This is a genomic window from Limosilactobacillus frumenti DSM 13145 (genome assembly GCF_001436045.1).
Taxonomy (GTDB): Bacteria; Bacillota; Bacilli; order Lactobacillales; family Lactobacillaceae; genus Limosilactobacillus; species Limosilactobacillus frumenti.
Map to the genome: position 1 here is coordinate 108,243 of NZ_AZER01000004.1, position 24,017 is coordinate 132,259.

Sequence of the window (24,017 nt, forward strand, 5' to 3'; positions counted from 1 at the left end):
CGAATTAACTGCTAATATTGTATACACAAAGACAGCGGAGAACGCAATTATTCTTCGCTGTCTTGTTATTTTATAAGTTATTACCAACAAACTGACTGTTGTAGAGGTCAGCATAAAAACCATGTTGGGCCATTAATGACTCATGATTACCAGTTTCGATAATGTGCCCATGGTTAACAACGATGATTTGTTCAGCATTCCGAATAGTCGAAAGCCGGTGAGCAACAACAAAGCTTGTCCGGTTAGCTTGCAGTTCCGTCATCGCCCGCTGAATTAAGGATTCAGTTCGGGTATCAACGGAACTGGTGGCCTCATCCAAAATCAAAATTTCTGGATTAGCCAAGAAAGCCCGGGCAATGGTCAAAAGCTGCCGCTGGCCTTGTGAAATGTTCGAGGCACTCTCGTTTAATACCGTTTGATACCCATCAGGTAATTCACGAATAAAGCCATCAGCATGCGCCATTCGAGCAGCCTGATAAACCTCTTCTTCAGTCGCGTCTTCACGCCCATACTTGATATTATCAAAGATTGTCCCGGTGAATAGCCAGGTATCCTGCAAGACCATTGCAATGTGCTTCCGCAGTTCTGGCCGCGTCATTGAACGTGTATCACGACCGTCCAAGTAAATGTGACCATCCTTGACATCATAAAACCGTTCCAAAAGGTTAATAATGGTCGTTTTCCCGGCCCCGGTTGGACCAACAATAGCGACCGTTTGGTTAACTGGCGCCTTTAAATTAAAGTTTTCAATCAGTGGCCCATCACCATAGGAGAACTTAACATCCTTAAATTCCACCTTTGGTAAGGGCTCCTCTTGAATTTGCGTTGGATCAGCATCAGATGGTGTCATTTCCTCCGCATCCAGAACAGCAAAGATCCGTTCCGCCGAAGCAATCGTTTGTTGAATGGTACTACTCAAGTTAGCAATCTGCGTAATTGGCTGAGAAAATTGGTTGGTATACTGCAAAAATGCCTGAACATTACCAAGCGTAATTTGTCCATGAATCACTTGAATAGCACCGACGACAGCCACCAAAACGTATCCTAAATTCCGAATGAAGTTCATTAGTGGATAAATTAAGATGGAGAAAAACTGGGCTTTCCAAGCAGCTCGATAATAATTGTGGTTTGCCTTGGCAAAGTTTGCTTCTTCAGTAGCTTCCTTATTGAAAGTCTTAACAATAGTATGACCAGCATAGTTTTCTTCGACCTGCCCATTAATTTTCCCGAGCTCTGCCTGTTGACGACCAAAGAGCCGTTGCGCAGTTGGGGCAACAAAAGCAACTAATAATCCACTCAGCGGTAACATAACCATCGCTACCAGTGTCAACTGCCAGCTAATGGTCAACATTAACACGAGGACCCCAACGAAGGTAATGGCACTGGTAATTAATTGGATCAAACTTTGCTGGAGAGTTCCGGCAATGTTATCCATATCATTAACCATCCGGCTCATAATATCCCCGTTGCTGTGGTTATCGTAAAACTTCACTGGGACCCGGGCCATCTTGGCCTTTAAATCTTGTCGCAAGTTATACACAACCCGTTGCGAGATCCTGGTCATGATAATCTGTTGAATAAAGGAGAACAGTCCTGAAAAGACATACAATAGAACGACCGTAACACCAATAATAAAGATCCGGTGAAAATCAATTGGGAAACTAGTAATATGGTGACCATTTTTGATCAGTGCGGCGCCCTTTATTACCCCGTTATAGATAATGGTCGTTGCCTCACCTAAGATCTTTGGAGCAAGGATAGAAAGAATAACCGAGGCAATCGCGAGCAAAATGGAAATTACCACGCCCGCTGCCCAGGGACGAAGATATGCAATCAGCCGTTTCGACGTCGGCCAGAAGTGTTGAGGCTTATTTCTCCGTCGTGGTGCGTTATGCATTCTCGTCATCCCCTTTCTGAATTTGCGAGTAAACAATCTGGCGGTAAGTTTCATTATTCGCCATTAACTCTTGATGACTTCCCTGACCAACTACTTTTCCATCATCTAACACAATAATGAGGTCAGCATCCGCCACAGTGGAAACCCGTTGGGCAACAATCACGCTTACCGCCTGCTTGATCATTGAATCTTTGTGCAGAGCTTGCCGCAACTCAGCATCCGTCTTAAAGTCCAATGCTGAGAATGAGTCATCAAAAATATAAATCGACGCGTGCCGAATAATCGTCCGGGCAATTGCTAACCGCTGACGTTGGCCACCAGAGAAGTTATCCCCATTTTGTTCAACTTCGGCATCTAGTCCGCCAGCTTCTTTAACGAAATCGGCTGCTTTAGCAACTTCTAACGCATGCCACATTTCTTTATCGGTCGCATCAGGATTACCAAACTCAAGATTTGAGCGAATCGTTCCACTAAATAGAACGGCCTTTTGCTGAGTAATTGATATATGGGAGTGCAACTCGTGCTGGTTCAGTCGGTCGATTGGTGCCCCATCAACCTTAATTTCACCACTTTCAATATTAAACAAGCGGGGAATAAGGTTCACAAGAGTCGATTTTCCTGAACCGGTCCCACCAATAATTGCTAAGGTCTGTCCGGCACCAACATGGAAGTTCAGATTCTGCAATGCTAGTTTTTCAGCACCGGCATAGCGGAAGTTAACGTTCGTAAAGTCTAGTGAAGCCGGCGCGTCTTTGGCAATATGGGTTTGCTGATCGACTGGAAGGTCGGCAACACTTGGCTTATGGTCCAGCACTTTATTGATCCGTGCTGCTGATGCAGAAGCCCGGGGAATAAACACGAAGATCATTCCGAGCATCATAAAACTAATCATGATTTGGGTAGCATACGTTAAGAACGCAATCAAATTCCCTACTTGCATGGTCATATTGGCAATGAGGTGTGAACCCATCATGATGATTCCCACGTTAGTTAAGCTGAGGATTAAAGTCATTACTGGAAACAAAAATGACACCAGTGTAAATGCCTTAATTCCCGTCGTCGTGTAATCATTATTGGCTTTTTGGAAACGGTCTTGTTCCCGTTGGTCCTGACGAAAGGCCCGAATCACCCGAACTCCGGTTAGTCCTTCACGAAAGATCAAGTTAATCCGGTCCGTTTTTGCCTGGATGCTCTTGAATAACGGCACTGCCAACGCCATCACAATGATCACAACGATTGCCAAGATTGGTAATGAAATCAAGAAGACAACCGTTAACCGTGGTTCCCGGTAGTAGGCCAATACACAGGCAGCCACTAACATAATTGGTGATTGGAGCATCATCCGTAAGACCTGCATCATCACGTTTTGTACTTGGACAACATCGTTGGTTGACCGGGTAATTAATGAAGAGTCACCAAATTCACTCATATCACGACTAGAAAAAAGTAAAACATGATGAAAGATCTGCTTACGAAGCTTTTCACCCACTTGCATCGATTGTGTAGCTGCAAAGTACACGTTACCAGCGGCTGCCAGGAGGCCCAAAGCAGCTACCAATAACATCATGCCTCCCTGGTGCCAGACATATGACAGGTTCTGTTGCATAATTCCGCGATCGACCAGGTCGGAGGTAATGGTTGGGAGGTACAGATCACAAGCGACTTGAATCAAAAGAAAGAAGACTGCTAATGTGGTCGCCCACCCGACTAAGTTCTTGCGTGCAATTTTAATCATGGTGTTTGTTCATCCCCTTCTCTAACTGATCACCATAGTAATGCTGTAAACTGTGTTCCATCCGATCTAACACCTGACAAAAATGTTGTCGTTCCCCATCCGTCAAGTCTTTAGTTAAATTCTGTTCAAATTCGACCCGTTGTTGGTTAATTTGATCGTACATCGACTGTCCCTTAGCTGTTAAAGACACTTTCACTACTCGTCGATCGTTTGAGCAGCGATGACGAGCAATAATTTTCTGCCGGTCCATCCGCTCCAGAAGCTGGCTTAACGAACCGGGCTTGATGTGGGCTCGTTCTGCTAATTCTCTTTGTGTCAGTGGTTCCCCTTCTTGCGCTAACAAGTGGATAATACGCCCCTGACCACGGAACCCACTCGATTGGACTTTGTGGGCAATCTCATTAATATTCGTCACAAAACGGAATAGTTTAATAAAAAGAATGTCATCCTGATTAATATTCATAACTCGTCTCCAAAATTAATTAGGTACATAATGATTAGGTGCGTAACTATTTTATCATCATTTATTTTGATTGCAAACAAAGCAACTAGTTTTCTTGTTAGCAAATTAATTACAATAAACATTACATAAATGTTACAAATTGATTGCTAATGAGTTACAATAGAAGTGAGGAAACAATGAGTGGAGTCCAAAGGGGGGTCTTGTTCATGAAGATGAATAAAATATTAACGAGTTCAATTGCAATTCTGATGGCTTGTGGTTTGGCTGGCTGTGCTGCCAACAGTAGTGCACCTGCTTCACATGTTCACCACGCTACGAGCGCTAAAGTTGTTAAGAACAATAATAAGACGGCCCAAACCAGCAATAGTAGTCAAAAAGTGGCCACAACGGGTGAAAGCCACGCTGCCATTAATAATAGCGTTGCAATTCAGTCTCCTGTCCAAACACAACAACAACCGGTTGCTACGCAAGCAAGTCAATCAAGTTCTAACGTAATAACTAGTCAACAGGTAACTACACAACAACCACAATCTGAGGAAAATGTATTAAATGGTTTCTTCAAAGCCAGTGGTGTTCAACAACAAACTAATGATCAATACATTGTTACGAAGAAAAATAACGAAAACTACCAAATCGAGATTCGGAATAATAACGATGATAATACCGTTTCTCATTTGAGTGGCTTGTACCAATACAATCCAACTTCTGGCAATGTTCAACACATGAACATCACCAGTGGTCAATTTGAATAGTTAACAACCGGGTGTATGATCCATTAATTATTTAGTCATACACCCTATTTGTTATGTGAAAAAGCAGGTTGGTGGAAATCCACCAACCTGCTTTTATTGTTATATCAACACTATTGTCAACTAATAAATCACCCGCACGGGGATAATAACCCCTTAATATACCGGGCTTTGTGGCGGGTTTTTCCGCAGTTTTTCCGCACAATTTACAATTCCGCTAATTTCTCGATAATTACAGTATCATTTTTGGCCTTAAATTCATCAATCAAATACGAATAAGTGTTTAGCGTTACGGTGATATTAGAGTGGCCTAATCGCTTGCTAATTGCGTATATATCTACGCCCTTGCCTAATAAGTAAGCTACATGGACATGGCGCAATGAGTGAAAATGAAACCCTTGCTTTTCGATACCAGCCGTACTCATAATAGAGCGTAGACATTTATTCAAAGCGTTGCTTGTGGGAATCGTTCCTAAAACGTTTTGAAACACCATAACACTACTATTAGCCTTTAAGTCTGCTAAATGGTTTAGCAACGACCGGTTAACCTTAATTACCCGGTTACTGCTTGCCGTCTTAGTGGATTTAAAGGCTTTTGTTTTTTCATTCCATGACTTATTGACTGAGATAGTGGAATGTAAGAAATCAATATTTTTCCAGGTTAGCGCCTGGACTTCTGATTTACGCATACCCGTATAAATGGCGGTTAGAATCATGTAACGACTGGTGTTCAATGGATTCAGGCCCTTAACAACCGCCTGCTTTAGCTTCGTCAATTCATCATTGGTAAGATACTGAACTTTTACCTTTTTATCGTGATTATAGGTAACCGTAACATTATGCGTAAAGTCCTTGCGGATAATATCATCATCAATCGCATAATTTACAGCCGTCCTGATTGCGCCGTTTAGCTTGCTAACAGACTTGTAAGCATGATCAGCACCATACCAGTTAATAAATTCCTGGTACTCAGAACGGCGAATATCACGCATTTTGGTATCTTGCCAGTATTCACGAATGTATTTCTTCATAATGCTGTACTGATTGCGAGCGCTAAAACTTTTGGCCTTGCTTTTCTTATAAAGATCAAACCAGCGGTCAAAATAATCTACTAAAGTAATATCGTGAAGATCAGTATTAACCTTATCCAGTTCTCTTTGTAAATTGTCCGCTTCAGCCAGCGCTTGCCGTTTCAGTTTGAAACAGCCGGCGCTTTTTTGGTGACGTTTGCCGTCTTTAGTCTGGTACTCAGCGATACCGTAGTATCCGTTTTTCGCTTTCTTTGCGTAACTCATAGATAAAACCTCTTTCCATCACGCTTACCGGCGGGGATGAATGAGGATAGCTGATAAGGGAGCAACCCCATAGGCTTACACAGGTGGTGAGGTGGTTAAGTAGACCATCCCCTGAATTGCCCCACCGTGAGAGCCTATAAAGCTAGTTTATTAACGTTTGATATGGATTTGGCCTAATTTGAGCTGGGTTTCTTTAAGAATATCAACAATCTGTTTGTAGGCTTGTTCATCCATATCTTTCCGAACATGAGTATCACCAGCATTGGTTACCATAAGCGATGAATCTGGGGAAACTGGTGTTGACTTTTGAACCAGAAAAGCATTATCAACATCGTTTAACAACTCATGTATCTTTTCTTGAATACAATTGATAGTTCCCGTAGTTGTTGTAGGAACATGACCATCTAGACTTTGAACAGCATAACCAATTTGACGCTGAATATCTTCATCTTGATCAATTCGACCAGTCTTAATCAAACGCTGAACCTCAGTTTTAAGCTGGTCAACAGAATATCCAGTAGCTTCCGCCCATTCTTGCCACCCTATTTTGTCGTTTGAGTGGCCAGACAAGTAGAATTGAGGAACATTTAACGACCAGGCCAACAGTTCCCATTCATGTTTAGAGGGCTGATAATTGCCATTCTCAATGTTCTCAATGGTTTGGGCGCTGATATGCTTTTCTTTATGATCAAATACTGATAGCTTATCGGCTTCCTGATTGTAAGCGTCCGCTACTTGCTGAATCGACAAGTGTTTAGCATTGCGAATACTTCGTAAACGGCTACTATCTTTGCCGGGTTCATCAGAAACACCAGTAATATAGGAAACAGATACATTAAATATATCGGCTAATTTCTCCCAGGTGCTGAGTTTGGGTTCTCTAGAGCCTTGTTCATAACGGCTAATTGTTCCATTAGCAACGCCTAATTCATCGGCTAGTTGCTGAATGGTCAAATGTTTTTCTTTTCTGAGTTCCGCAATTCGATTGCGGGGCTTTTTTTGTTTAGTAGACATATTTCGCACCCCTTTAGCAACTTCATTATAACTAAAGAGTTTCCTTTTTGGAAGAAAATAATTGATATTTCCGTTTTGGAAGAATATAATCATTCCAGAATGGAAGAAAAAGGGGGGGTGATGAAATGGAAATTTTTACGGTAAAGCAACAACGTAAATTATTAACAGTTAAAGGGTTGAATCATTTAACCCGTGATAATTTAGCTAAAGAAATCGGCGTTTCCTTACCAACCATGAGCAAGCTAATTAATGATTCCACACCGTTAGCGGTACAAAATTCAATTTACCAACGTGTAAATCATTGGTTAAACAACGTAGAAACCGTAACAGACGAATAAGGGGGATGGATTCAATGGACGTTTCTGTAAATCTACCGCCAGAGTTGCAACAGGCCACACAAGAAATGGTTCAGAATGCAATCGAAACGGCGGTAGCGCAAGCACTGAAGAAAAATGCTTACCGGCCTTATATGACGCAACAAGAAGCTTGTAAGTATCTTCACGTAGCGCCTAGCACCTTTAACCGATGGATTAGGAATTACAAAATTCCAGTCGTTCAGATTGAGGGCGTTAAGCGTTACAAGCGAGATAGTCTAGATCGCTTCATGGAACAGATTGAACAATAAACTAGCTTACCGGCGGGGAGTTCCATGATTGATCGCAGTTTATACAAGAAATTAATCCTGAATGACATTCAAGAGAAATTAGACTATCTCAAAGAACATATTGATGATGACCTCAAGGGCCGGGAACTAACTAAGTTTGAGAAACGTACTTCCAAAATGTTCAACGACATACACGAATTGAACAGCGTTCTTTATTGGGAAGCGCTGGATAGGAACAATCAGACCGATACCCGGGAGCTTTAGTTTGCTTGGTGTAAAAGAAAAAGGCTTATATCAAACCCGCTTTGCACACAGTAGTTTGACATAGCCCTATTACACAGCCGTTTACGGCCTATTTCTATTATACCAAGTCCTATCAATAAAAAAGGACTGAAATAAATGAAGATTGAACAGATTAATTTAACAAAGAAAGACCGGCAAGGACTGCTTGCCATGCTGAATCAGTTGCCACCAACTACGGACAAGCAACAACTGTTTGCCCGCCAATTCATCAAAGACCTATGCAAGGTTAAGAATCACCCGGTAGCGACCGTATCAGCGCAACAGTTTCTTGCCTTGCTGTGAGGTGATTCAATGGATTTTCCAGAAGAGATGAAGAAAGATCGGCGCTGGGTTGCCTGGTTCTATGAGAAGAATCCAAAGCACCCTAACAGTATTCACGCCCTTAAGAAAGTTCCATATAACTTAAATGATAATTGCCATTCAACCGCCCAAACGAACCAACCGGCAACCTGGGGAACGTTTCAACAAGCAAACGCTACCCTACAATGTGCCAATAAGCGCCCTGATTATGCTAAACAACGGCAATACGGCGGTGTTGGTTTCGTTGTTGGGGATGGATGGGCGTTATTAGATCTAGACAATATCCCCACTGTGATAGCTGATTATACATTAGGCGTACAGAATAAGATCAGTAAGATCTTGCAACTGCTTCATCATACTTATTGTGAAATCAGTCAATCAGAAGCGGGATTACACTTTGTTTTTAAAGTGAATGATTCTGTTGAGAAGTTCTCTAAACCAGAACATGACAAGGAACTTTACACTAACGCCCGTTTGATTGCTTTAACTGGTAAAATTTTGGAACGGGAAGCGCCACTAAAGATTACTACCATCAATCAAGATACCTGGAAACAGCTTAATGAGTTGGTTTATGGGCGCTATGAACCCCTTACCATCCCCTCACAATCAGTTACGCCGGTAGAGCTTTCACAGGGTGGTGAGTTGAGTGATACAGCAAAAGCAATTATCCAGGATATTAAGAATAGTTCTGATGGTGATCGTTTTAATTGGTGGTGTAATGCTGAATTGCCTGATATTAGCGGTTCAGAAGTCGCAGATGAAAACGGAGAGCTTATTCAATATGACCCATCTAGGCAAGATATGGCCTGTTGCTGTGTTCTTGCCTATTGGGTTCGCCAATGTACCGGTAAATACGATAGTAAGCTGATTGACGAAATATTTAAGCAAACCAACCTCTACCGCCCTAAATGGGAGCGTTCTGATGGTGGAATGACTTACGGCCAGCGAACTATCAGCAAGGCCATAGCTTACAAACAAGCGCAGCGAGAAAATCGAATCCATAAGTATAAGGGGATGGTAATTAATGGCGCAGAGTGAGAATTTTAAAAAGGACGTTGCGAAGTTACGGAAGCTTCAAAATGAGGAAGAACAAGAACGGATTGATGAACTTAAAGATAAGTATGGTATTGGTGAAGAATGTACCAAGGAACTAACTACCATCATTTCAGAAGCCTACCACGTGAAAAATATCATTGAGTTATTCTCAAGTGATCAGCTAGAAGTTCGCTCGTTTAATCTTTCTTATGCTTTAACTACGCAACCTGTTTTTCAAGCAAAGCCTGGCTTACATGACGGTAAAAATCATTCCGATGATCGTAAAGAATATGAACACCAGCTTAATTGCTGGGTTAACATGATTAATTATTTCTTGCCTAGCTGGTTCTATTTGACAATCTCAAAGAAAACTAAAAAATACGTTATCGGCGTAGACTGGTTTAAATACATGAAGTTATTCTTCAAAAAGCGACCGTTTGAAACTTTTCCGCTTCTCCCGCAAGGTATCGAATACAAGGAAAATTTTGGTGCTTGGAAGATCTTGGAAAAGAATGAGTTAGACAAGACCTACAATAAATATCTTATCAAGATGATGGAAAAATGGGGTTTAGCCCGTTCCAATGCTATGAACAACGGTATAGGACAAACCAGGAAACTTTCAGACGCATTAATTTTAAATCGCAGTGCTAATGAACCAGAAGATTTATTAAATCAAAACCTGGTTGCCTTTAAAAACGGTACTTATAATTTTAAGACCGGTGAATTGCAACCACATAATAAAAGGGATTATTTATTAAATTTACATGATTACAGCATTGATCTAGATCACCCGCACGCACCTAATACAGACAAGTTATTAAGGGACATGATGGGAAACGCTTCAACCTTTTTTAAAGAGTTTATCGGATATTGTTATTATCCTAGCCACTCAATGTTTCAAGATTTCATCATTCTTAATGGTGATGGTGGCGAGGGGAAATCAACCCTACTGAATTACATTTCTCAAGATCTTTTTAGCAAGAAAAACTTTTCCGCCCTAGATCCGCAGACCATCGCAGACCGAAACAATCGGTTCGCCACGTCTGATTTATATGGAAAAGAAATTAATATCGTTCCTGATATTTCAGACAAAATGTTGAAAGATGTTGCCCCACTCAAGGGGCTGGTTGGTGGTGACCCTATCAGAGCAGAAGAAAAAGGGCAACCATCGTTTAATTTCATTAGTAGAGCTAAAAATATCTGGTCTGCTAACAAGTTGCCAGCTTTGCGGTCAAGCGATGTTAACAGGGCGCTAGAAGATCGGGCGAACATTTTAAAGCTGGTCAACGGCGATACCCGTTCTAAGAACAATGACTTTTGGCAAAAGCATGACATGGACAAAGTCAGATCAGAGCGCCCACAGTTCGTTGCTGAGTGCTTGAATCTCTTTCATGAGGTTATGAAGCGCCACCAGCAAGGACTGGGACGTAGTAGCTGGACAAGGCCAGCTAGTATCAATCAAGATACCAGCGAATGGTTTAAACACAATAACCCGGTTCAACTGTGGCTGGATAGTGTTAAGGAAGAAAACCCGCAGTTATTACAAGATGGTTATTTCATCAAAGACCAGGCGTTTGCCGATTACCGGTATTGGTGTTCTCATGAAGAACGGTCAAAACTCAACAAGGGTAATTTTGGCAAGGCGCTTTGTTCTAACCTTGGTTTTGAGAATAAAAGAGTTCATTTAGATGATGGTTCGTTCCGCTACTGTTGGGTAAACCATGGCCTCAAAAAGCAATGGGACAAAGATATTTCTGATTGGAACAAAAAGTGCAAGGATGATTACTACAAAACTAATCTTCAAGATTGAAAATGGTACAATGTACCACTCATGTACCACGCTTGTACCATGCTAATCCCTTGGGGCTGTAAGCTACTTACCACATTTACCACTTTTCATTTATACGATTGCAATTGAGAAAAAAAAGAATGTTAGTTAATTAGTTTATATATAGGGGTAGTAGCTTTTCTATTCTGGTAAAAATGGTAAGACGATTAGAGCGAGTAAGGAAAAGCCTGGCACATTAACGGTACAACACCGGTACAATGTACCATTTTCACCCCTGTGAGAGCTACTAGAGCTTTCACGGGTTGGTATTGATGATAAGACATAATGAAAGTGAGATAACAATATGAAAAGAAAGAAAGCACTTAAAGCCATCGCTAAATTGGTGGCGAGAACATCTAAAGAAACCGAATGGTTTTTTGGATTAAACCAATCTTGGATTAAATCTTCATTAAATGAGACCAATGTTTCTGAAGTATCGCTGTTATCACTTTTAATTTTAGCTAATTTAGCCTGGTGTTGCTTATGTAGCGGCTCATCATGAACAACGGTCCTACTCAAATTAAGACCATATTTCTTCCAAGCATCTTTGCCAAGCTTGGTTATCTCATACTCGCCTCGTCTTGGTGAACGTAAATAACCCGCAATTTTTAAATCACTAAGTGCAAAGCCAGCACGATTTTTGGCAACATTACCAGTAGATTTTGAGTTATACTCCCTATTCCTTAGTTCGTCAGGAAGGTTTAATTCGTCTACAGCTGCTGTTTTTATTGCATCAGCTGTCCACAACTGTTTATTCATGGCAAGCTTTAAGAGGATACCTAAATAAGCATCCCAAGTTGGCATACCATCAGAGCTATGTTTTAGTGTAGTATAATCAATCATTTCTTATCCTTATTTGCGTTGTACTTACGCCAACCAGATCTAACTAGTTCTTTAACAATGTGTGTATCTGATGTTCTAACCTTATTACCAAGGTCCGTCAAAGCCATTATCCCGTGTTGGGGATGATATATTAGTCCGGCGTGCTCCAAAGAAGTTAACGCAAAACTAAACCTTGGTTTAATTTTTAGATCAGTCCCATTCGAATTAGGCTCAAATTCTTCATGTGGTAGAAAGATATCATGTTCGCTTAAGTACGCGAGGACCTGTGCCCGTTCAACTGGCTCTTGAACTATTTGAAGATACTTTAAGATTGCTAATTCAAGATAATCTTCCTTTTTATCACGAGGTAAGTTTTCGTATTCGAACACTTTGAACCACTTCTTCTCATTATATTTTACTTATTATTAAGTATAGTCTTAATCGATCCAGTTAGACAAATCGAGTAGGAGGTAATTGATTAGTTCAATTACCGACCTCTCACACCACCGTACGTACGGTTCCGTATACGGCGGTTCGACAACTTAATCACTTTGAATTGACTGGAGCGTCTTGGACATATTTATTAGTCCAAGGTGCTCCAGTTTTCTATTTGTTAGAGAATAACCCAAAGTCTTACTGTGTGCGGTTCGCCAGTAGCCCTTACGGGTACTAGCGAAGACATATGCATCACGATAAGACAATCCGAGCCTTTGTAAGTTAGTAATCTTAGTTTTGAATTTCTTCCATTGCTTCCAGATATATTGCCTTATTCGCGCCCTTAACCACTGGTCAAGTCGTTGAATAAAGCCAGTCAGTTTCCCAATTGAGTAATATTGAAGCCAACCCCGCATTTTGCGATGAATTTCCTCAAACATTTGCTCAATGGATACTCCCCGATTGCGCTTTGTTAACAGCTTTAGTGCTTGCTTAACTCGCTTTTGTGATTGCTTGGCCGGTCGGGCATAGGCACCGTTACGGTCTACACCTAGTGAAAAGCCAAGAAACTTCAATCTTAGGGGACTACCAACTTTAGTTTTATCTGGATTAACTTTAACCTTCAATTGCTTTTCGAGAAAATGGGTAATACTGCGCATTACTCGTTCTCCCGCCCGTTGACTTTTAACATAAATATTACAATCATCCGCATAGCGTACAAAGTGATGGCCACGTCTGGTCAACTCTTTATCCAACTCATTTAGGTAAATATTCGCCAGTAATGGTGATAATGGTCCACCTTGCGGCGTTCCTTTGTCACTCCTAGCGGAAAAGCCCATGATCTAAGACCCCGCTAGTCAAAAACTTGCGGATAAGTCTTAGCGTCCATGGGTCATTAATATATTGTTGGAGGTACTTAATCATCAAATCATGGTTGACGTTATCGAAATAGGCCTTCAGGTCTAAGTCGACTACTCTTCGATATCCCTGATTATATAGTTTAACTACCTTTGCGATTGCGTCTTGGGCTCCACGATGAGGGCGAAAGCCAAAACTATTATCCGAGAAAATACGCTCAAAGATTGGCGTGAGCACTTGGGCAACTGCTTGTTGGACCATGCGGTCCACTACCGTTGGTATCCCTAGTTTTCTCACTCCACCGTTGGGCTTGGGAATTTCCACTCGTTTAACCGGTACTGGCTTATAATTGCCTTCACGTAGGTTGGTGATTAACTCCGTTTTATTTTCTCTAAGATATTGCAGGAGGTCATCGACAGTCATATTATCAATGCCCGCTGCTCCTTTATTTCTCTTAACTCGCAAATAAGCCTGGTTCAGGTTATTGCGGTCCAAAACTTGGTCTTGGATAGTGACACTCATACCTTTTTACCTTCACCATAATCGGTACTACGCGCCCTTGTGTACTTTCGGTTTTCCAAACCTATCCTCGACAAGCGGTCAGCTTGTTGTTCTGTTTTCTGCGATTGTCGCACCTGATTACACCTCCGATATAAGTTACAAGTTATTGTCGTTCAGTCCTTCATCTGATTATTCAAACTACTATGACCTCGGCTGACTTCTGGCTTACTCAACACAACATCACTGCTATGCTTGCTTCTGTGGAATTTCATTCATTCCTCTTGTCGGAAACGTGTAGGTCAGATCTCCCCGGGTAAGAATATTAACTTTCGTACCATGTCACCGTTAGCTTTACTGAAAGCAACTTCGAGTAGTATTGGTCTTTAGTTTGTCTAGCAACCTTATCCAGTTACTCTCAGCCTTATAGCTACTTCTTGTTCATCGATGCAGCGCTTTGCCTTAGACTTCCTTCAGATTCCACCTCACAGCGGACACCCTTGTCCTCGGCTCATGGTTCCGACTACTACGGCCCATAGTGGACTTTCACCACCTAGCTAATACCCATGCCGGGCGCACTAGTAAAAGCCCCTCACTACGGTTATAGTGAGGGGTCTCTTTCCTATTTGTCTATTTCATAAAAGTTCAGTTTTACATAGCAGGGAACTTGGCTTCATAAGTCTTAGTTATCAAGTAAAGGCTCGATATGATTAATATACAAGTCATTTAATTGAGAACGTACTTGCTTCTTCCAATCCATCATTCGCTTCAGCTCTGAATCTGCATTGGCTTCTTTGAAACGCTTAAATGCATCACGAGTCAGCATTTGGTTAACACCTGCTTGCTTAGAAGCATGGACATCGTAGTTTTTAATGACAAACTTCAAATCATCCAAACTAACATGATATTTATCAGCGAATGCAATTAACTCTTGATTGTATGCCTGATCAATCATCTTATTCAGTAATTGATCTACCTGCTGACCAGCATAGTTCTCCGGGTGCTGTTTAATCTTATCCCATAACTGACTAACAATTGTTGCTAGTGGCTTATTTGTCTTGCTTAAATCAGAGATATAACCTTCAATTTCAGCAGTTTCCTTTTGACCAACTGAAGGCAGTAATTCACCTTCGTCAGGAACATACGCTTGAATCAACCCCAAGATATATTGGTAATTAACCGACTTATCAATAACTGATTCAAGCTCATATTCGGTATCTACTGGTTCACTTGAGTCATCATCATCGTCTTTAGCATCCTTTAATTGTTCAACCAGCGTCTCGTAAGTTCCCTGCATTTCATCAAGATTCTCTTGAGATAGTTGATAGTCTTTAACTGGATCTACTTCATCAAACTCATCATAGGTTTGTACAGCCGCAAATGCCTTGTCAAAGCGTTGGTATTGCTTAACAAAGTCCTTCTTTTGCTCGATTGGCGTACTTGGATCGGCCAAAAAGTTAGGACTATCGGAAAACAGATAATTACTGATCTCATGGTACGCGTCATTAAACTTCTGCTTGGATTCATGCCAGCTCGGTGCTAAGACGTCGCCAATACCGCCTTGGGAATATAAGGTTAATGCATCGTCGATCTTTTGGCTAAAAGTTTTAGGAAATTGGAAAGTAATAATATTCCCATATTTCTTATCCTGATCAAAGATCCGATTTGTCCGTGAAAAGGATTGAATGATATTTTGTGGATTCATTGGTGGACGATCAACAAATAGCGTTGAAAGGTATTGAGAATCAAAGCCGGTCAGAAGTCGATCGACTACAATAACGAGGTCTAATCGCTCACTCTGAGGCTTGAATGCGTCATTCTTTCGCGCCAGGCGATCATTGATATTCTTATTGTAGGCTCCAACTTCGTCTAAGCTAAAACTCGTTCCATACTCCTCGTTGTAGTCACGAATAGCTTCCTTCATGAACTCCTGATCATCAACAGAATCATCATCATTCTGTGTTACAGAGAAAGTAATAGCTATCTTAGGAAAATCAGGCAGGATTTCCTTAATTCGTTGAGGAACTTCAACTGATGAACTTCCATCTTTAATTGACTTAAACAGCTTGTAGTAACGCTTTGCTTGGTCGATTGGACGCATATTCGCCGGACTGGTAGTAAGGATTGCTGAGTAAGTATATCCTCGATTGTTAATGTTACGAATACCTAACGTACGATATGATGATTTAAGAATACTCTTCGCTACCGCATTCATATGGGCATCCGTAATATATTGAGCATTTAACTTATCCTTATGGTCTTCAACGTCACTGTCCTGATAGATATTCCGCATATCATTTATCTGAAAGCCCAGGACGGCATGGTCACGGATGGCGTCCTTTATAGTGTAACTGTGAAGACACGGCCCATATTGCTGTTCCGTGGTTCGAGCAGCTTTACCGTTTTCATCTCGACTGTTCTGTGGAAAGATCGGGGTCCCCGTAAAGCCATACCAAAGTGGTTGGATGTTGAAGAACTTATCAATTTCCATTTTACTTACTGGTGAAATGGTACGATGGCATTCATCAACAATAAAAGCTAATTTAAGATTCTTAAGCCGCTTAAACATAGCCTCATTACGCTCATCTGCTTGCCACTTAAATAAATGTTGCAACTTTTGCCGCGTTGTTACTAAAACAGTACGTTCACCACTAGTTAGCTTCTTAGCAAGATTAATGGTACTCTCGGTTTCATTAACGTCAATCGAGTCATTGTTAGCATAGGACTGAAAGGCTTGAGTAGTTTGATTATCCAAGTCCTTTCGATCAATAAGGAAAATCACTTTATCGAGTGAAGGGATGCTCAAGAGATTATGGGCTACCCGATAAGAGGTCAGCGTCTTACCTGAACCAGTTGTGTGCCAAATAAAACCAGACTGCTGTCTCTTCGATGCTTCAAAGATCGCCTCAATCGCATGAACCTGGTATGGGCGAAGCAAAATGATGTGCTTCTGTTTACTATCCAATACAGAATAATCAGCGACCATATGGTGGGCTGCAGGAATTGATAATACATCCTTGGCAAAGTCCAAGTAGTTTCGTACAGGGTTATTATCCTTATCAACCCACCCACTCAGGAACTTTTCTCGCAAGTGTTGGTCAGCAGCCACATATTTGGTATCTGTGCCATTAGTAACCACAAACATTTGAATATTAGAAAAGATTCCATTGAACTTCTGTTCAGTAATGTATTTCTGAATTTGGTTAAAAGCCTGCAAATAGGAACGTTTAGGCGTCTTTAGCTCAATATGAATGACCGGCAACCCATTAATCAAAAGAGTAACATCACCTCGCCGGTCATTATCCATCTCTTGACGGCGGTCCAGCTGTATCTGATGGACCACCTCGTAGACTGAGGTACCCCCAGCAATATTGGTGTGATCAATTACCATCAGGTTGATCGTGCCAACCGTCGTATCGTCACGCTGAATTGTGATTCGATATTGTCCATTAGCACCTGTAAAGTCTTGTGCAGCCTTAAAGAAGGTGGAGTGGTTAATCTGAGCTTTAATACTGGCCTTTTCATTATCGGTTAAAGGGACATCATCCAGTACTTGGCGGTTGTTATTCTGTAAAATTGTAAAGAAGTTATTCCAAAGATCATCCTCATTTTTTAAGTCTTCGCGCAATGTCCACTGCGATTCGTCGCGGGTTAGTTGCTGGATGAGTTTGGCTTCCATTTGTAGTTCTTGTTGCATGTGTTTAGACCTCTTGATTAATACCATGTACGAAAAGCGTGATGTCCGAGGTTAAATTATAACTATCTCCTGGCCCTGAAAATTTGATTGTATTAATACTTTTCCCATCTATAAATATAGTAGGAACAAATGTTGCCTTAATACAGAGTTCACCAACGTCGTCTGCGAAGTACGTATCAATTTCAACCTGGCCCAGATTTTCTAAGTTGTAAGTGTGTAAACCCGATTTCAATTCAATTTTCATGTTAACAAGACCCTTCTTTACATAAACATTTTTTGCAATAATCCCCGTTTAAGTTGTTTAAGATATTGGATTTTCTTGTCATGCAAAGTGATAGTTTTGTCGAGAGATTGAAAGAGTTGTCCAATTTTTTCTTGTTCTTCTAGTTTTGGAAGTAATATCTCCCATTTAGTAAACATAGTGAAGGAACTGTACCTTGTGCATTCAATCTTAATGCATGCCTTCTGAAGCTATATCTAAATAAACTTAGTAAGAATAACACATCAATTCCATTAAAATTGTCAACCTTGTATACTCGTTGATGTAAGGCAAATTTTCCATCGTAATAATGAAAGATTTCCCCAATACGGCCATCACCAGGAATTAATATTGCTGTTGTATCAAAATCATACTCATCAAGTCGTTCTATTTTTTCCGAACGAACAAAAAAAGGATATTTTCCATTTTCAACAGAGTCTTGGTGATTTCTAGAACCAGTTTTTATGTCAGTTACATCTCCCAACTTACGCTCTTCCCAATCATCAGTGAAACCATTAAAACGTAAAATAGGCCTTTTACTATCTTTATCAGCAAACATTTTCTGCAACAAACCTTTTTTCAGCTGGTTTAGGAGATCTAACTTCCGTTGCTGAAGGGTAATCTGATTCGTAATCAATTTAAATATTTTTGAAATCAGATTCTGTTCTTTTAAACCGATAACAGGAATATATATAGAAGAGAGTTGTTTTATAGGTAATTGTTTTAATGCTGTTCCAGTGATCCTAGAATTAATAGCCTTCAATCCTTCGTTAGTTATTAAATAGCAAAAAATAAAATACCCATTTAGTTCATCTTTGTTGGTTCGGATAATTGCAAGTTGAGAGTTTATATTCCAACCTTCATTATTCTTACTTGCATACCCTATATTTCCAAGAGATCCACGAACCGCAATGACAACATCATCAAAAGCAACATGACCAGACGTTAGTTTTTTATTCTTCTCATGTGTAATATACTTGCAATTTTTATTATTTAACTTTCCATCATAAATATCACTTCCTGTTAAAAATGGCACACCATTTTGAGCTGTTGTGAAATCCTCTTTTTGGGGATAAAGACTACTGTAGTTTCCATCCGTAAAGGTTGTCTGTGTCTCCAGTAACTTACGCTGTTCCCAATCGTCAGTGAAGCCCTTAAAACGAAGATCAGGGACTTTTTTCTTTTGTTCCTTCATTACTTAAGGTCCTCCTCAAAATTCTGAATGATATCATTGATACCTTCCATAATGTCATCATCTTTGGACGTCAGTTGCTTCAGCATTCCCACCAATTCTTTTTCGTTGTCCTTAATCTGCTTATTTACTGCAGTTAAGTCTTTAGATACTTGCTTTAAGTCCACTTCTGGCTCTGGTTCAAAAGTATCAACATAACGAGGAATATTGAGATTAAAGTCATTCTCCTTAATCTCATCAAAGGTTGCTAGATGAGCATACTTATCAACGTCCTTACGCTCTTCATAGGTCTTGATAATCTTATCAAGGTCTTCTTCACGAAGTTGATTCTGGTTCTTACCCTTTTCAAACTCCTTAGAAGCATCAATAAACATTACACTGCGGTCTTGCTTATTCTTCTTCAATACAACTATTGTTGTTGGAATTGACGTACTGTAAAACAGGTTAGCAGGTAAACCAATCACCGCATCAATTGATCCATCTTCCAATAACTTTTGACGGATCTTACCTTCCTTAGTACCCCGGAATAATACCCCGTGTGGTAGAACAATGGCCATTGTCCCAGTATTCTTCAGGTGATAGAAACCATGAAGCAAGAATGCGTAATCAGCCTTGGACTTCGGTGCTAAAACTCCATATTTGCTAAACCGTGGGTCTTCTAGAAAACCTTTAGCTGATGACCAATGTAGTGAGTACGGTGGATTCATTACTACCGCATCAAAGTTGGTTTTAGCAGAAGGTGGCCAGTCAGCATCCAGCGTATCTCCATTGCGCAAGTGCTGGTTAGCTGTATCAACATGGTGCAAAATCATGTTCATCCGAGCCAGATTATAGGTTGAGGTATTAATTTCCTGGCCATAGTAGATGATTTCATCCTTTTGACTTTCACCAATGTACTTTTTGAAATTCAATAGTAAAGATCCAGAACCCATCGTTGGGTCATAAACAGTCATACCCTCAGGATATTGCTTACCTACTAATGTTAGACGCGTCAATAGTTCAGATACCTTTTGTGGGGTATAAAATTCACCGGCCTTTTTCCCTGATTCAGATGCAAATTGACTAATCAAATATTCATATGCATCACCTAAGGTATCGCCAGGGGATTGAACTAATTCCAAATCACTAATTGCTGATAGGACTGCACTAATGGTGTCGGCCTGCTTTTGCGCATTATTACCTAATCTCCTAGAGAAAAGGTCAACATCGTCGAACAAGCCTTCAAATGTTTCATTAGTTCCTTCAATCTCCTTAAAAGCATCTGCCAAATTAACAATCTGGAATGAGTGATCATTAACGTGATCCATTACCTTTGTAAAGGTATGTTCTGGAGTAATTACGTATGAGAAAGTATCCATTAATTCATCTTGAAGATCCTCATCGTCCGCATTTTCTTCATACAGTTTCTGTGCCTCAGCAAGTGTTGTATTCTCACGACCATCACCAATTTCATCAGCGATTTCGTAAAGCATACTATCAGAAAGGTACTTGTAGAAAATGATTCCTAATAAGTAATTCTTATATTCATTAGCATCCATCTTGGAGCGGAGAGCATCTGCCGCACTAAATAATGCGGTTTCTAGGCTCTTAGTTTCAGTTGATTCAGTCATTGTCATTACCTCCGTTAATTGTTATTATCTTCCTTTTTTAGGACTTCTAGGATTGCGGCACTTTCTTTTCGAATGTACTCTTCCCTGATTCGATTCGTTACCAGCATTGTTGAGTAAATACTACCTATTTGCTTCTGCAATTCAATATCAGGAAGATCAATATGTAAGTTCTTGATAGTCGTAGGAGTTATTAGTTTAGTAACCGTTCCTTCTTTCATATTATGCAGTTGGTGCTTGATCGATTGTGCTTCATTCAGTACATAGCAGAAGTACCAGGCATCAATCTTACTCCGATCAAATTGAAACTTAAGAATGTTTTGTGACATTAGCTTTCCAGCATTGGCATTGGAAACAACTGCCGAAGTTGCTGACATAAGATGGAAGACAACATCACCAGCATCTACCCTTTCCTTATCGCTAAGAATGTACTTTCCACGATACCCTGCAGATAAGTCATTGGTTAAATCATTGGCGGTATAGACAATATTATCCTTAGCTGCTGCTTTTAACCGCTGACTATTTAGTCCTACAGTAATATTTGAAATCTCTTTTAGTTTCATCTCGGCCTCCTTATAATATTTGGACCCAAGTATTTGTTCGAACAACTGTATTATCTATCTAGACATCTAAATTGTCAATACTTGGGCCAAAGTATTTTGAAAATTAGCTAAATTAAAGGCAGTAGCATAAGAGAATCTATTACAAATGGTTTCTTATGCTACTACCTCTGTTTGTAAAATACTCGTTTTAAAAGGGGTAGATTGTAAAATTTAAGTTGAACATTTAAGTGGACAGAAAAAACCATCAAGGTCTTTAATGGTGTTACCACACAATCCATTAGAAAGAAGGACCTTGATGAGCACCACTATTTTATCATTCCAGAACCGTGTTGTCATTGAAACGCTTCATAATGAAGGACGTTCCTTGCAATACATCGCTAACTACTTAGGCTTTAGTAAGACCACCATCTTTAACGAACTTCACCGGCTAAATAGTGGGTATCAAGCTGAACTAGCGCAAACTGACTTTGAACACAAGGTTAGTCAACGGGGGCGAAAGTCTTCGCTTACTAAAACCCTTAAGCACTTGATCGAGGAAAAGATTCAAGTCCAGAAGTGGTCCCCTGAACAAGTTGCCCATGTGGTGGGGATTGCCTACAAGACGGTCTATAACTGGATTGATCAAGGATGGCTTGATGTACAGCTACCCAATTTGCCTGATCATGGAATTCGTCGTCATCGTGCTAAAGAAAAGCGTGGTACGTTCAGTCACGGCCGCTCAATTGAGAAGCGTCCTCATAAAGTCGAAACTCGCCAGGAATTTGGCCACTTTGAAGCTGATACCGTACTTTCTGGCAAACGTAAAGGCCAAGCTGTGGCTACTTTTGTGGAGCGTAAGAGTCGCCTGACAATTGTTAAACGGCTCCATGGCCGCGACAGTCAGTCCATGACTCAAGCCGTACTTGAACTAGCTAGTCAACTTCAAGACAAGCTCAAGACGCTTACTGTGGATCATGGGAAAGAGTTCGCTAACTATCAGGCAATTGAACAGCTAACGGGTACTCAGGTTTACTTTGCCCATGCCTATTCACCGCACGAACGCGGTAGTAATGAGAACCGTAATCGAGTTTTGCGACGGTTTATTCCCAAGGGACAAGCCATTGAAGAGTTAAGCGATCACAAGCTGATTCAAATTAATTGGTATTTGAATTCCCGACCACTTAAATGTCTTAACTGGCACACACCAATCGAGATCTTCCTGCTTAATCTACGTCACTAAATTCGTTCAAGTTATTTCTTGCAATCTGCCAAATAATAAAAAAATGCCGAGTCTCCTTAAAAGAGGCTCAGCGTTTTTTTAAATCTGTGACCAGACGTCCGCTCCCAAAGTAGGGAAGAGAGGTACGATGCGGCCTAGTTGTTCAGCTGTATATTGAAACTCAATTGCTGGTAATAAAACGTTAATTGCATCGGCAGCATGTTCACTAACTTCAGCTGCTCCTACAAGATGATGGTCTTGATCGTAAATCAAGGTGTTATCACCAATTGTTTCCTTATCAACTTGGCGGAACCATCCGTCAGGAAGATGATTAGTTTTAATGGTGTAATCAGGATTTTGCTGAGCTTCTTCGACGCTCATACCAACCTGTGCGATTTGTGGTGAGGTAAAGACAATGGTTGGGATGGGCGGATAGTTGATTGCGTCAGTAGTCTTTCCTGTGAAAAGTTGGGTTAAATAACTAGATTCAAAGATCGCAGTCGGGGTGAGCTTAGGCTGTTCTTTATCAAGCACATCACCAGAAGCATAGATGTTATCAATATTAGTTTGAAGATGATCGTTAACTTCGATCCCGTTAGCATTGTAACTAACGCCTACTTCGTCTAATCCGATGTTTTCGATGTTAGGAATTCGTCCGGTAGCATCCAAAATCCAGTCGGTGGTGAGGGTTTCGTAATCGTTATAAGACACGGTAAAATGAGAACCGTCTTCCTCAAAACGATCCACCTGAGCGTTGTAAATGAACTTCACCCCTCGTTTTTCGAGGTCGGCAATGACTTGTTTTACGTAATCTTGATTAAATTTGCGCAACGCCCGATTATGGCGTAAAAGTACAGTGACGTTCGCGCCGGCAGCATTGGCAATCGTGGCAAATTCCATGCCGATATAGCCCGCGCCAATAATTACGATATTTTCAGGAAGCTGTTTGAGGTCCATAAAATCGGTACTGTCATGCGTAAGTTCTGAGCCCATAACATCTAGATGGTGGGGACGTAGCCCCGTTGCAATCACGATTTTATCAGCGGTGTAGCGCTGTTGATCCACTTCGATGGTGTGAGCATCAACAAATTTTCCACGACCGTGAATAATTTCGATGTCAACAGAGTCGAGTAAACCAGTAATCATGTCCGGCAAGCCGTCGATGACTTCGTGTTCATGTTCTACATTGGCAGTCCAATCCAGCTTTAAGTCACCATTTACAATGCCATCAAGGCGTTCTTGGTGGCGTAAAAGTTGAACCGGGTTGTCCAGCGTAACTTTCGCGTTGCATCCACGGTTTGGACAAGTTCCCCCGATTTTGTCCGCTTCGATAATGGCGACTTTTTTACCACTATTAGCTAGTGGAACCGCCCCGTCGAAGGCACCATGCCCCGCGCCTAAGTACAAAACATCAAATTGATAACTTTCAGTCATTTAATTACCTCCATCCTAAATTTAGGTGAATAAACAATTACCATTGTTGGCACGAGCATAGCAGAGGATAGGTGCGAGTTGCAAGCGATTGCAACTGAAGAGAACAAAAAGCAATCCTTAACTTTAAATAAGGTAATAACTAAATCGATTATTCTTTAACGCCTTTAATTGAGAAAAAGGTTATGTCCGTATAATTGGTGTAAATTCTAAATAGGACTTTGTGAAATCTGA

At 40.8% G+C, this 24,017-nt stretch carries 21 protein-coding genes and 1 pseudogene; 8 read left to right on the forward strand and 14 right to left on the reverse strand.

Features of this window, described 5'->3' with window-relative positions:
• Positions 1-70: 70 nt before the first annotated feature.
• Genes FD27_RS00980 through FD27_RS00990 form a run of 3 tightly spaced genes read right to left on the reverse strand, consistent with a single transcriptional unit; the run spans position 71 to position 4,095 of the window.
• On the reverse strand, positions 71-1,906 hold the full coding sequence (locus FD27_RS00980; RefSeq protein ID WP_413230745.1) for an ABC transporter ATP-binding protein: 1,836 nt from the start codon (positions 1,904-1,906) through the stop codon (positions 71-73).
• On the reverse strand, positions 1,890-3,632 hold the full coding sequence (locus tag FD27_RS00985; RefSeq protein ID WP_057748171.1) for an ABC transporter ATP-binding protein: 1,743 nt from the start codon (positions 3,630-3,632) through the stop codon (positions 1,890-1,892). Before FD27_RS00985 ends, FD27_RS00980 begins: the two co-directional genes overlap by 17 nt.
• Positions 3,625-4,095 (reverse strand): MarR family winged helix-turn-helix transcriptional regulator, encoded by a 471-nt coding sequence (locus tag FD27_RS00990; protein WP_057748174.1) that lies wholly within the window; start codon positions 4,093-4,095, stop codon positions 3,625-3,627. The genes FD27_RS00985 and FD27_RS00990 overlap by 8 nt, the downstream gene beginning before the upstream one ends.
• Before the next feature lie 206 nt (positions 4,096-4,301).
• Here FD27_RS00990 and FD27_RS00995 point away from each other — a divergent pair, with 206 nt between their 5' ends.
• Positions 4,302-4,847 carry a hypothetical protein gene (locus FD27_RS00995; protein ID WP_057748177.1) on the forward strand — a complete coding sequence of 182 codons (546 nt, stop codon included), beginning with the start codon at positions 4,302-4,304 and terminating at the stop codon, positions 4,845-4,847.
• 203 nt (positions 4,848-5,050) lie between these two features.
• Here FD27_RS00995 and FD27_RS01000 read toward each other — a convergent pair whose 3' ends face one another.
• Together FD27_RS01000 and FD27_RS08535 are read right to left on the reverse strand one after the other, a co-directional pair.
• Positions 5,051-6,139 (reverse strand): tyrosine-type recombinase/integrase, encoded by a 1,089-nt coding sequence (locus tag FD27_RS01000; protein WP_057748180.1) that lies wholly within the window; start codon positions 6,137-6,139, stop codon positions 5,051-5,053.
• Positions 6,140-6,289: 150 nt separating this feature from the next.
• Entirely contained in the window at positions 6,290-7,153 is an 864-nt protein-coding gene (locus FD27_RS08535; protein ID WP_083482658.1) for a helix-turn-helix transcriptional regulator, read from the reverse strand.
• 125 nt (positions 7,154-7,278) lie between these two features.
• Here FD27_RS08535 and FD27_RS01010 point away from each other — a divergent pair, with 125 nt between their 5' ends.
• From FD27_RS01010 to FD27_RS01035, 6 genes are all read left to right on the forward strand, one after another.
• A complete protein-coding gene (locus FD27_RS01010; RefSeq protein ID WP_057748183.1) occupies positions 7,279-7,491 on the forward strand; it encodes a hypothetical protein in 213 nt (70 codons plus the stop codon).
• A 14-nt stretch (positions 7,492-7,505) separates the two neighbouring features.
• Positions 7,506-7,778 (forward strand): helix-turn-helix domain-containing protein, encoded by a 273-nt coding sequence (locus FD27_RS01015; RefSeq protein WP_057748186.1) that lies wholly within the window; start codon positions 7,506-7,508, stop codon positions 7,776-7,778.
• A gap of 24 nt (positions 7,779-7,802) precedes the next feature.
• A complete protein-coding gene (locus tag FD27_RS01020; RefSeq protein WP_057748189.1) occupies positions 7,803-8,021 on the forward strand; it encodes a hypothetical protein in 219 nt (72 codons plus the stop codon).
• Positions 8,022-8,156: 135 nt separating this feature from the next.
• Complete coding sequence (locus FD27_RS01025) at positions 8,157-8,342, forward strand: hypothetical protein (protein WP_057748192.1); 186 nt, start codon at positions 8,157-8,159, stop codon at positions 8,340-8,342.
• A gap of 9 nt (positions 8,343-8,351) precedes the next feature.
• On the forward strand, positions 8,352-9,398 hold the full coding sequence (locus FD27_RS01030) for a phage NrS-1 polymerase family protein (RefSeq protein WP_057748195.1): 1,047 nt from the start codon (positions 8,352-8,354) through the stop codon (positions 9,396-9,398).
• Positions 9,385-11,205 carry a DNA primase family protein gene (locus tag FD27_RS01035; protein WP_057748199.1) on the forward strand — a complete coding sequence of 607 codons (1,821 nt, stop codon included), beginning with the start codon at positions 9,385-9,387 and terminating at the stop codon, positions 11,203-11,205. Before FD27_RS01030 ends, FD27_RS01035 begins: the two co-directional genes overlap by 14 nt.
• A 159-nt stretch (positions 11,206-11,364) precedes the next feature.
• Here FD27_RS01035 and FD27_RS01040 read toward each other — a convergent pair whose 3' ends face one another.
• The 8 genes and pseudogenes from FD27_RS01040 to FD27_RS01075 all read right to left on the reverse strand — a co-directional run bounded on the left by FD27_RS01040 (position 11,365) and on the right by FD27_RS01075 (position 21,154).
• The gene (locus tag FD27_RS01040) at positions 11,365-12,066 is read right to left on the reverse strand and encodes a winged helix-turn-helix domain-containing protein (protein ID WP_057748202.1); all 702 of its coding nucleotides are present in this window, start codon (positions 12,064-12,066) and stop codon (positions 11,365-11,367) included.
• A complete protein-coding gene (locus tag FD27_RS01045; RefSeq protein WP_057748205.1) occupies positions 12,063-12,434 on the reverse strand; it encodes a winged helix-turn-helix domain-containing protein in 372 nt (123 codons plus the stop codon). The genes FD27_RS01040 and FD27_RS01045 overlap by 4 nt, the downstream gene beginning before the upstream one ends.
• Positions 12,435-12,587: 153 nt before the next feature.
• Positions 12,588-13,973, reverse strand: a pseudogene (gene ltrA / locus FD27_RS01050) (group II intron reverse transcriptase/maturase).
• Between the two features lie 545 nt (positions 13,974-14,518).
• A complete protein-coding gene (locus FD27_RS01055) occupies positions 14,519-17,533 on the reverse strand; it encodes a type I restriction endonuclease subunit R, EcoR124 family (RefSeq protein ID WP_057748208.1) in 3,015 nt (1,004 codons plus the stop codon).
• A gap of 261 nt (positions 17,534-17,794) precedes the next feature.
• Positions 17,795-17,953 carry a restriction endonuclease subunit S gene (locus tag FD27_RS08980; RefSeq protein ID WP_083482660.1) on the reverse strand — a complete coding sequence of 53 codons (159 nt, stop codon included), beginning with the start codon at positions 17,951-17,953 and terminating at the stop codon, positions 17,795-17,797.
• The gene (locus FD27_RS01065) at positions 17,917-18,987 is read right to left on the reverse strand and encodes a restriction endonuclease subunit S (RefSeq protein WP_057748214.1); all 1,071 of its coding nucleotides are present in this window, start codon (positions 18,985-18,987) and stop codon (positions 17,917-17,919) included. The genes FD27_RS08980 and FD27_RS01065 overlap by 37 nt, the downstream gene beginning before the upstream one ends.
• Complete coding sequence (locus tag FD27_RS01070) at positions 18,987-20,594, reverse strand: type I restriction-modification system subunit M (protein WP_057748218.1); 1,608 nt, start codon at positions 20,592-20,594, stop codon at positions 18,987-18,989. Before FD27_RS01070 ends, FD27_RS01065 begins: the two co-directional genes overlap by 1 nt.
• Before the next feature lie 14 nt (positions 20,595-20,608).
• Entirely contained in the window at positions 20,609-21,154 is a 546-nt protein-coding gene (locus FD27_RS01075) for a restriction endonuclease subunit S (RefSeq protein ID WP_057748221.1), read from the reverse strand.
• Between the two features lie 295 nt (positions 21,155-21,449).
• On the opposite strand from FD27_RS01075, the gene FD27_RS01080 reads away from it, so the two are divergent.
• Positions 21,450-22,373, forward strand: coding sequence for an IS30 family transposase (locus tag FD27_RS01080; protein WP_057748223.1), 924 nt, complete (start codon positions 21,450-21,452; stop codon positions 22,371-22,373).
• Positions 22,374-22,451: 78 nt separating this feature from the next.
• Here FD27_RS01080 and FD27_RS01085 read toward each other — a convergent pair whose 3' ends face one another.
• Entirely contained in the window at positions 22,452-23,786 is a 1,335-nt protein-coding gene (locus FD27_RS01085) for a dihydrolipoyl dehydrogenase family protein (protein ID WP_057748225.1), read from the reverse strand.
• Positions 23,787-24,017: the final 231 nt, after the last annotated feature.